Source organism: Bradyrhizobium valentinum (genome assembly GCF_001440405.1).
Classification (GTDB): domain Bacteria; phylum Pseudomonadota; class Alphaproteobacteria; order Rhizobiales; family Xanthobacteraceae; genus Bradyrhizobium; species Bradyrhizobium valentinum.
On sequence record NZ_LLXX01000039.1, the window covers coordinates 18,136 to 28,135 of the forward strand.

The 10,000-nt window shown below is 63.6% G+C and carries 8 protein-coding genes and 2 pseudogenes; 6 read left to right on the forward strand and 4 right to left on the reverse strand.

What is annotated here, in order from left to right:
- The first annotated feature begins 2 nt into the window (after positions 1-2).
- Complete coding sequence (locus CP49_RS07475; protein WP_057849661.1) at positions 3-701, forward strand: ABC transporter ATP-binding protein; 699 nt, start codon at positions 3-5, stop codon at positions 699-701.
- A gap of 6 nt (positions 702-707) precedes the next feature.
- Here CP49_RS07475 and CP49_RS07480 read toward each other — a convergent pair whose 3' ends face one another.
- From CP49_RS07480 to CP49_RS07490, 3 genes are all read right to left on the reverse strand, one after another.
- On the reverse strand, positions 708-962 hold the full coding sequence (locus tag CP49_RS07480) for a DUF3551 domain-containing protein (RefSeq protein ID WP_057849654.1): 255 nt from the start codon (positions 960-962) through the stop codon (positions 708-710).
- Positions 963-1,068: 106 nt separating this feature from the next.
- The gene (locus CP49_RS07485) at positions 1,069-1,338 is read right to left on the reverse strand and encodes a DUF3551 domain-containing protein (protein ID WP_057849655.1); all 270 of its coding nucleotides are present in this window, start codon (positions 1,336-1,338) and stop codon (positions 1,069-1,071) included.
- Between the two features lie 152 nt (positions 1,339-1,490).
- Positions 1,491-1,784, reverse strand: coding sequence for a DUF3551 domain-containing protein (locus tag CP49_RS07490; RefSeq protein ID WP_063791644.1), 294 nt, complete (start codon positions 1,782-1,784; stop codon positions 1,491-1,493).
- 298 nt (positions 1,785-2,082) lie between these two features.
- Here CP49_RS07490 and CP49_RS07495 point away from each other — a divergent pair, with 298 nt between their 5' ends.
- From CP49_RS07495 to CP49_RS07510, 4 genes and pseudogenes are all read left to right on the forward strand, one after another.
- On the forward strand, positions 2,083-2,832 hold the full coding sequence (locus CP49_RS07495) for an outer membrane protein (protein WP_057849656.1): 750 nt from the start codon (positions 2,083-2,085) through the stop codon (positions 2,830-2,832).
- Positions 2,833-3,301: 469 nt separating this feature from the next.
- Positions 3,302-6,811, forward strand: a complete 3,510-nt coding sequence (gene dnaE / locus CP49_RS07500) for a DNA polymerase III subunit alpha (protein WP_057849657.1) — start codon at positions 3,302-3,304, stop codon at positions 6,809-6,811.
- A gap of 28 nt (positions 6,812-6,839) precedes the next feature.
- Positions 6,840-7,025 (forward strand): annotated as a pseudogene (locus CP49_RS07505) (aldehyde dehydrogenase family protein); the annotation flags it as partial.
- A gap of 206 nt (positions 7,026-7,231) precedes the next feature.
- Positions 7,232-7,651: a CBS domain-containing protein gene (locus tag CP49_RS07510; protein ID WP_057849659.1), complete on the forward strand. Its 420-nt coding sequence runs from the start codon at positions 7,232-7,234 to the stop codon at positions 7,649-7,651.
- 123 nt (positions 7,652-7,774) lie between these two features.
- Here the strand turns inward: CP49_RS07510 and CP49_RS07515 are convergent, their stop codons facing one another.
- Entirely contained in the window at positions 7,775-8,242 is a 468-nt protein-coding gene (locus CP49_RS07515; RefSeq protein ID WP_057849660.1) for an aminoacyl-tRNA deacylase, read from the reverse strand.
- Positions 8,243-8,482: 240 nt separating this feature from the next.
- Here CP49_RS07515 and CP49_RS07520 point away from each other — a divergent pair.
- A pseudogene (locus tag CP49_RS07520) lies at positions 8,483-10,000 on the forward strand (caspase family protein); the annotation flags it as partial.

The window sequence follows — 10,000 nt, forward strand, 5'->3', positions numbered from 1 at the left end:
CGATGGCCGATGAGGCGGAAGATGTACCGGTTATCTATCTCCACGAGATAAAACGCGAGTACAGGCAGGGCGAGGCGACGTTGACCATTCTCAACGGCGCGAAGCTCGCGCTGTGGGCGGGGCAATCGGTGGCGCTGGTGGCGCCGTCGGGTTCGGGCAAATCGACGCTCCTGCACATCGCAGGCCTGCTCGAGAGTCCGGATGACGGTGAGGTCTATGTCGCGGGCACGCCGACCTCGCAATTGTCCGACATCGACCGCACCCAGATCCGGCGCTCAGACATCGGCTTCGTCTATCAATCGCATCGGCTGTTGCCGGAATTCACCGCGCTCGAAAACGTCATGCTGCCGCAGATGATCCGTGGCCTCAAACGCTCCGAGACAATCAAGCGCTCACAGGAAATCCTGGCCTATCTCGGCCTCGGCGACCGCATCACGCACCGGCCGGCCGAACTTTCCGGTGGCGAGCAGCAGCGCGTCGCCATTGCGCGCGCGGTGGCCAATGCGCCGCGGGCGCTACTCGCCGACGAACCGACCGGAAATCTCGATCCGCATACCGCCGATCACGTGTTCAACGCGCTGATGCAGCTCGTGAAGGCGACGCAGGTCGCGATGCTGATCGCCACCCACAATATGGAGCTTGCCGGCCGGATGGATCGGCGCGTGTCGCTGGTCGATGGCCGGGTCGTCGAAATGGAATAGCGGCGTTCAGTAAACGCCGCGCTTGCGCACCGGCCGATCCTGATAGGCGTTCGACGCGTAGGGATTGGGCACGCATTGTGCCGCGCGCCCCGAGGCGGACAGATTACATTGCGACAGCGACGTATAACTGCACTCGTAGTAGGTGGCCGGGCCGTAGACACGCAGGCAGACCGGATAGTCGGAACCGTAGGTTTGCGCCCGAGCCGGCGCCGAAGCGGAGATCGTTGCAATCGCGAGGATCGCCAAAACCGGAATACGCATCAAAATCTCCCTTGAGACGTGCGATCGGTCCGCATGTGCCGGTGGCCAGCAGACATTCGACGCGCTCCGGCGTCAAATCACGTTCGCGCGTTGCAAGGGCTCGCGTTCAGTAGTCGTTGCGGTAGCGCTTGTAGCGGCGCGCCGACGGTTCTTGCGATGCATGTGCGAAATACGGATTGATCTCGCATTGCGCCGAGCGGCCCGACGCCGACATGTTGCATTGGGCCAGCGAGGTATAGGCACATTCGTAGTAGTTGATCCCCCTGTTATAAACATGCAGGCAAACCGGATAGCGGGGATCGTAAGTCTGTGCCTGTGCGGGTAACGCTGCCGAGGCCGCTCCGATTGTCAAAATAGCCAAAGCAAAAATGCGCATCAGAATCTCCTTGAGAACTGCGATCGGTCCGCATCTGCACGGGCCAGCAGACATTCGCCGCGCGCCGGCGTCAAATCACGTTCGCGCGCAGCTAAGTGCCGGCGCGCAGAGGCTCACGTGCGGAGTGTCTCGGCGGCGAACGGCGCCGCCGCTCAGTATCTGCCGTAGCCGGGGGCGGGCGGCAGCGTGCGGCCGCGCAGCGGGCGATAGGCGGCGGGCGGCGGTTCACTCTCGCCGATATAAAAGGGATTGGCGATGCAATAGAGAAAGCGTCCTGATGCGGTCGCCTGGCACTGCTCGTAACTAGTGAAAGTGCAGTGGCTCAGCCCCGGATACTCGTCTCCCTGAAGGCAGAACGGATATCGGGTGCCGACCGCTTCGGCAGGCGCGGCGCCGAGCGCTGCCAATCCGCTCGCGGCCAGCACGGCCAGAATCGCTCTACGCATTCGAATCTCCTTCATCGGCATGGCGGCTTCGCCGTTCCATTTTCATCGACACAAGCCGCACCTGCGCAATTTCGTCAACCCGTTCCACCTTGCATTACCGCCGCACAACTAAATGTGATTTTTTGCGGCGAGCTCCGGCGCAAAGTTTCGAAAAACGCCTCCGCTACAACATTAACTTGCGTTCGCACTGAGGCCGTTTCGTGGGCATTGTTGCAGTGAGGTTACAGCAATTCGAACCAACGATGCTATGAGCATGCGGCGGCCTTGGGGGCTGTCAAAAAAGGAACGGGAATAAAGAATGAAGAAGGTTTTGCTTGTTACGGCCAGTCTGATCGCGCTCGGCGCGGCTGCGCCGGCTGTTGCTGCTGATCTCGCTGCGCGCCCTTACACCAAGGCGCCCCCGATGGTCGCTGCTGTGTATGACTGGAGCGGTTTCTACATCGGCGCCAACGGCGGTTGGGGCACGAGCCGTAGCTGCTGGGACTTCCTGCCGGTTGCCGGCGGTGTCGCTAACGACGGTTGCCATGATGCGGATGGCGGCACGATCGGTGGCCAGGTCGGCTATCGCTGGCAGGCCGGCACCTGGGTGTTCGGCGTTGAAGCGCAGGGCAACTGGGCCGACTTCAAAGGCAGCAACGTCGCCATCTTCGATCCCAGGTTCCGCAACGAGTCGCGCGTCGATGCGTTCGGCCTGTTCACTGGTCAGGTTGGTTACGCCGCCAACAACGTCCTGTTCTACGTCAAGGGCGGTGCGGCTGTGACCTCGAACGAGTACCGCTCGTTCGCGGTTGCCACCAACGCGCTCGCTGGCGTCACCGGCGACGACACCCGCTGGGGTGGCGTGGTCGGCGTCGGCATCGAATACGGCTTCGCCCCGAACTGGTCGTTCGGCGTCGAGTACAATCACTTGTTCATGCAGGACCGTACCTACACCTTCACCAACCCGGCCGGCGGCTTCTTCGCCAACGAGCGTATCAGCCAGGACGTCGATCTCGTCACCGCCCGTCTGAACTACAAGTTCGGCGGCCCGGCCATCGCGCGATACTGATCTTTCGCGATTCTCGCGAATCATCGAAGCCCCGGGCAACGCCCGGGGCTTTTTTGTTGCGGCGGGCCTCCGAGTTAACCAACCGGGAATTGTCGCCAAACAAGCCGTGAAACACTCCTTGACTCCAAGAACAAAAAAGGAACAATGTTCCTCATATGTTCTCATATCGTAGGAGTCGGACGATGTTGCGGATGTTCGTGGAAGAAGCGGCGGCGTTGGCGTCGATTGCGCTGTTTGTCGGGATGATCGCGGTCTGGGCGCAGGTGATTCCGCAGCTTTGATGCGGGGTCGGAAACCTGACCCAGGCCGTCCAGCGGACGGGTTGGGGAAAAGCCGGATGGCGGGCGCAGAGGCTGCGTTCTGCGTGGACTCGGCAAGGCCAACGCATCACCATTGCGGTCAGCGAGTCGGCGCGCATCAGCGGCCGGCGATCGTCCCCCACCACGATGCAAGAGCCCGTTAAGCGACCATGTCCAGTGCCGGATTCGTTCATCTCCACGTTCATTCGGCCTACTCGCTGCTGAAGGGCTCGATCAAGATCGCCAAGCTCGGCGAACTGGCGAAAGCCGATCGCCAGCCGGCACTCGCGCTGACCGACACCGACAACATGTTCGGGGCGCTGGAATTCTCCGACAAGATGGCCGGCTACGGCATCCAGCCGATCGTCGGCTGCGAGCTCGCCGTCGATTTCGGCGATCAGGACCCGAACGCGCGCAATGCGATGGCCGCGGCACCGTCGCGAATCGTGCTGCTGGCCGCGCGCGAGCGCGGTTACCGCAGCCTGATGCGGCTGAACTCGCGGGCGTTTCTGGAAACACCGATTCATCAATCCCCGCATATCAAGCTCGAATGGCTGGAAGGCGATGCCGAGGATTTGATCGCGCTGACCGGGGGTCCCGACGGCCCGATCTCGCTGGCGCTGCATGCCGATCATGCAGCACTCGCAGCAAGCCGTTGCGACCGCCTGGCGAGCCTGTTCGGCGATCGCCTCTATATCGAATTGCAGCGCCACGGCATCGACAAGGAGCGCCGGACCGAATCCGGCCTGATCGATCTCGCCTACGCCAAGGGCCTGCCGCTGGTCGCGACCAACGAGCCATATTTTGCATCAAACGACGATTATGAGGCCCATGATGCTCTGCTGTGCATCGCCGGCGGCAAGCTGATCGCCGAGACCGACCGCGAGCAGCTCACGCCCGATCACCGCTTCAAGACCCGCGCCGAGATGGCGGTGCTGTTCGCCGACATTCCGGAAGCGCTGGCCTCGACCGTCGAGATCGCGGAGCGCTGTTCGTTTCGCCCGAAGACGCGAAAGCCGATCCTGCCGCGCTTCACGGTCGGCGCCGGCTCGGGCTCCGATGCCGCGACCGAGGAAGCTGCGGAGTTGAAGCGCCAGGCCGAGGAGGGGCTTGCAAGGCGTCTCCAGGTTCATGGCTTGGCGCCCGGCACGACGGAGGAGGAGTACCAGAAGCGTCTCGCCTTCGAGATCGACGTGATCAACCGCATGAACTATGCGGGCTACTTCCTGATCGTCTCGGACTTCATCAAATGGGCCAAGGCCCACGACATTCCGGTCGGTCCCGGCCGCGGCTCCGGCGCCGGCTCGCTGGTCGCCTACGCGCTGACGATTACCGACCTCGATCCGATCCGCTTCGGCCTGCTGTTCGAGCGCTTCCTCAATCCCGAGCGCGTGTCGATGCCGGACTTCGACATCGACTTCTGCCAGGACCGCCGCGGCGAAGTGATCGACTACGTGCAGCAGCGCTACGGCCGCGATCAGGTGGCGCAGATCATCACTTTCGGTACCTTGCAGGCGAGGGGCGTGCTGCGCGACGTCGGCCGTGTCCTGCAGATGCCGTACGGCCAGGTCGACAAACTGACGAAACTGGTGCCGCAAAATCCGGCCGCGCCGGTGACGCTGGCGCAGGCGATCGAGGGCGAGCCCAAGCTGCAGGCGTTCCGCGACGAGGATCCGGTGGTCGCGCGCGCCTTCGACATCGCCCAGCGCCTTGAAGGCCTGACGCGCCACGCCTCGACCCATGCCGCCGGCATCGTGATCGGCGACCGTCCCTTGAGCGAACTGGTGCCGCTCTATCGCGATCCCAAATCCGATATGCCGGTGACCCAGTTCAACATGAAATGGGTGGAGCCGGCCGGGCTCGTGAAGTTCGACTTCCTCGGCCTGAAAACGCTGACCGTGCTCGATGTCGCGGTGAAGCTGCTGAGGCAACGCAACATCCATGTCGATCTGCCGACGCTGCCGATCGACGATGCCCCGAGTTACCAGATGCTGGCGCGCGGCGACGTGGTCGGCGTGTTCCAGGTGGAAAGCCAGGGCATGCGGCGCGCGCTGATCGATATGCGGCCGGACCGTTTCGAAGACATCATCGCGCTGGTGGCGCTCTATCGCCCGGGCCCGATGGCCAACATCCCGACCTATTGCGCGCGCAAGCACGGCGACGAGGAGCCGGAATATCTGCATCCGATCCTGGAGCCGATCCTGAAGGAGACGTTCGGCGTCATCATCTACCAGGAACAGGTGATGCAGATCGCGCAGGTGATGGCCGGCTATTCGCTCGGCGACGCCGACCTGCTGCGCCGCGCGATGGGCAAGAAAATCCGCGCCGAAATGGAAAAGCAGCGCGCGATATTCGTTGCCGGCGCGGTCAAGAACGGCGTGCCGAAGGGGCAGGCCGACACGATCTTCGAACTACTCGCCAAATTCGCCGACTACGGCTTCAACAAGAGCCACGCCGCGGCCTATGCGCTGGTGTCCTACCACACCGCCTACATGAAAGCGCATTACCCGGTGGAGTTTTTGGCGGCGTCGATGACGCTCGAACTCAACAACACCGATAAGCTCTCGGAATTTCGCGCCGAGGCGCAGCGGCTTGGCATCAGGGTCGAGGCGCCGAATATCAACCGCTCGGGCGCCACCTTCGAGGTCGGTGAGAACACCATCTATTACGCGCTGGCCGCGCTCAAGGGTGTCGGTCCGCAGGCGGTGGAGTTGATCGTCGAAGAGCGGCGCAAGGGCACCTTCACCTCACTCGCCGACTTCGCGGCACGGGTCAATCCGCGCGCCATCAACAAGCGGGTGATCGAAAGCTTGGCTGCCGCCGGCGCCTTTGACACGCTCGAGGCCAACCGTGCCCGCGTCTTTGCCGGGGCGGACGCGATTCTCGCCGCCTGCCAGCGCAGCCATGAGGCCGCAACGATCGGCCAGAACGACATGTTCGGCAATGCGTCCGACGCGCCGACCATCATGCTGCCGCAGATCGAACCGTGGTTGCCGGCCGAGAAGCTCCGCCGCGAATACGATGCCGTCGGCTTCTTCCTGTCTGGCCATCCGCTCGACGATTACGCGACCGTGTTGAAGCGGCTGCGGGTGCAGTCATGGGCGGAATTCTCGCGTGCCGTCAAAACCGGCGCGACCGCGGGCAGGGTCGCGGCGACGGTGGTGTCGCGGATGGAGCGGCGCACCAAGACCGGCAACAAGATGGGCATCATGGGCCTGTCAGATCCGACCGGGCATTTCGAGGCCGTGCTGTTTTCGGAAGGACTTGCGCAATATCGCGACGTCCTGGAGCCGGGCGCGGCCGTATTGCTGCAGCTCGGCGCCGAGCTGCAGGGCGAGGACGTGCGGGCGCGGGTGCTGCATGCCGAGCCGCTGGACGACGCTGCGGCCAAGACGCAAAAGGGTTTGCGGATTTTCGTTCGCGACACCAAGCCGCTGGACTCGATCGCGCGGCGGCTCAACATGCCGGAAGCCGCCGCTTCAAACGGCCAGGCAAAGGGCCTGCTGGCAAAGCCCGCGCCCGTGCCATCGGGCGGCGCCGATGGCGACGTCTCGCTCGTCATGATGCTCGATCTGCAGACCGAGGTGGAGATGAAGCTGCCCGGGCGCTTCAAGGTCTCGCCGCAGATCGCAGGTGCGATCAAGGCGGTGGCCGGCGTGGTGGACGTGCAGACGCTGTAGCGCGATAGCCCGGACGCAACACGTAGCCGGCCGCGCCATCCAGGCCGGCCGGGTCTGGACCAATTGCTATCACGCCTATCCGGCGCACGCTGCCTTCGGCGGCTATAAGCAATCGGGTGTCGGCCGGGAGACCCACAAGATGATGCTGGACCACTACCAGCAGACCAAGAACCTCTTGGTCAGCTACAGCCCGAAGAAGCTCGGCTTCTTCTGATCTGTTCTGACCTAACTCTTACTTGGACGATGGCGTAGCGCGCGGACCCGCTCCGGTCTGCGCGCTACGGACGCTTATCGCCGACTTCAAGAAGTTGTCATTGCTTTTGCGATTCCGCCCCAGCCGTTCCGGCGTATAATCGAATTCAGGGGGAGCTGTGCTGCATTACGTGATTATCACTGAAATCGCAGTAACGGAGGTCCGCCATGAAAGTCAAAGACGCGATGCACAAGGGCGTCGACTGGGTCAATCCTGACACTCCCATCACCGAAATCGCGAAGCTGATGCGCGAACATGACATCGGCTGCATTCCAATCGGAGAGGACGACAAGCTGATCGGGATGGTGACCGATCGCGACATCGTCTGCAAAGGGCTTGCTGGTAACGGTTTCGATGCCGGCCGCGCCCAGGCGCGCGACGTCATGACCGAAGGCATCCATTGCTGCCGCGAGGACGATGACCTTGCCAAGGCGGTGCATCACATGGAGACGCTGCAGGTCCGCAGGTTGCCGGTGATCAACAAGAGCAAACGGTTGGTCGGCATGATCAGCCTGGGCGACATCAGCCATTCTACGTCTGGTGATTTGCTGGCCGGGTGTGTGAAGAGCGTTGCCGCCCATCACTGACGCGGCGGCCCGCTTGCGATCGAGGCGCCTTGAATGGCTCGCGCCCGTTCAACCCCGAAGAGGCGCGGGTGTCCTGCTTGAGGCACTCGATCGTGCCCGAACGGTCGGCCGGATCGAGCGGAGTCAATCGTGCGTGCTGAAGTGGCCGCGCCAGGCCTTCGCCGTCAGTCGCGCGAACTCTTCGCCGTCCATCCGAATTAGCGTGGCGTGATCGCCGCCTTCCATGTAGATTTCCCGCCGCGGATCAATGCTGTCGTCGACGATCACGTCGAGCCCATAGCACTCGCCGACCGGCGGGATGGCTCCAATGTCGCAGTCGACAAACAGCTCCGCGATCTCCTTCTCGCTCGCCAGGTCGACCTTGTGGCCGAGCTGACTTCTCAGGGCTGATAGATGCAGGTGACGGGAGGCCGGAAGAACGGCCATCATGTAACCGCCGTCACGGCGCAGCACGACCGCCTTGGCCAGCGCATCGCCCGGCACGTGGCAGGCTTCGGCTGTGCGCGTCGATGACGCCGTAGGGGCATGAGGGATCAGTTCGTACGTGACGCTTTGATCCAGGTACTTCTGCAGGGTCGGGGCAACGGTCATGGCGGCTCCTCCATTGAATGGGCAATTCGCACACCGGGAGGAACTCGCGCAGTCGCCTCACGATGCGGGCGAACACGATCTGATCGAAGGATACGCCTGCCAAGCGGCCGCGACAATGAATTTCGATGCCGGAACCGGGCGAAGCGGATACGATGCCTTGCTGAGAGCGCAATTGTTCAAGAAATGTTCATCTCAACGCGCGTTCCATGCGGCGTGCGGGCGGCGACAGGGTGGGATCCCATGCGGTTATCAAGAAGTCTGTCGATCCTCTCGGTGTGTATCGTCGCGATGTCCGGATTGGCGGGCTATTTGAGTGCCGCCGCTGCGCAGCAGCCGGAAAAGCGTATTGCGCTGGTGGTTGGCAATGCCGCCTATGCGAAATCGCCGCTCGCGACGGCGTCCAACGATGCCGGCCTGATCGCGCAGACCTTGCAGGCGGCCGGCTTCGACGTGACGGCGCCCGCGATCTCGATGGCGACACGCTGCGCAAGAGTTTCCGCGACTTCATTCAGAAAGCCGAAAGCTCGGGGCCGGACACGGTTGCGATGGTGTATCTGGCCGGTTACGGGCTGCAATTGGCGGGCGAGAACTATTTCGTGCCGGTCGATTCCGCGATCAACCGCGATGCCGATGTTCCGATCGAGGCGCTGCGGACCGGCGACTACATCCGTCAACTCGCCTCGCTTCCGCTGAAGGCCGGAATCGTCGTGCTGGACGCGGCGCGGCAGCAGCCGTTCGTCGGCGGACAGATCGCAAGCGGTCTCGCTTTGGTCGAGGCGGACCCGCACATGCTGATCGCATTCAACGCCGCGCCCGGAACCGTGGCGCCGGCCGAGCAGGGACCATACGGCATCTACGCCCAGTCGCTGGCCGAGATGATCCGGACCGGCGGATTGCCGCTGCCGGAGGTTTTCAATCGCGTGCGGCTTCGCGTCAACGAAGCCAGCAAGGGCGCGCAGGTGCCCTGGGACAGCCAGAAGGTCGATGCGGCCTTTACGTTCTTCGAGCGCGCACCGGATGCGCCCGCCCCGGCGCCGCCGGATCAGGTCGCCGCCATCCGCAGCAAGCCGATCCGCGATCTCGGCGCGCAGGACGCCTATGCCGCGGCGCTGGAGCGCGACACGCTGCCGGCCTATGAGGACTTTCTCGCTGCCTATCCCGATGATCCCATGGCGAAGCGGGTGAGGGCGATCGCGGCGGCGCGGCGCGAAGCGATCACGTGGCGCCGTACCTACCGTGCCGATACCCCGAATGCCTATTGGTCGTATCTGCAACGCTACCCGCGCGGGCCTCATGCTGCCGACGCGCGCCGCCGTCTTGCCATTCTCACCGCGCCGCTCGAGCCGCCGCCGACATTTGACGTCATCGACTACGACGTGCCGCCGCCACCGCCGGAAGAGTTCATCTATGTCGATCGTCCGGTGCTGGCCTTCAGCGATCCCGAGTTCGACTTCGTGCCGCCGCCACCGGCGCCGGTCTACTACCTGCCGCCGCCGCCGGATGATTTCGTGGTATTGGAGCCGCCGCCGCCGCCGATCGGGCTGTTCATCCTGCCGCAGCCGATCTTTGTGCCGATACCGGTCTATGTAAGGCCCCCGCGCTATGTGGCGCCGCCGCCGAACAACATCATCTTTGCCAACATCCACAACAGGGCCGTCATCAACAACGTCATCAACAGGCCGCCGCAGCCGGCTCCGCCCGCGGCAGGGCTGGGCGTCAGGCCTGGTGCCGGGTCTGGCGCCGGGGCTGTCGGACGCC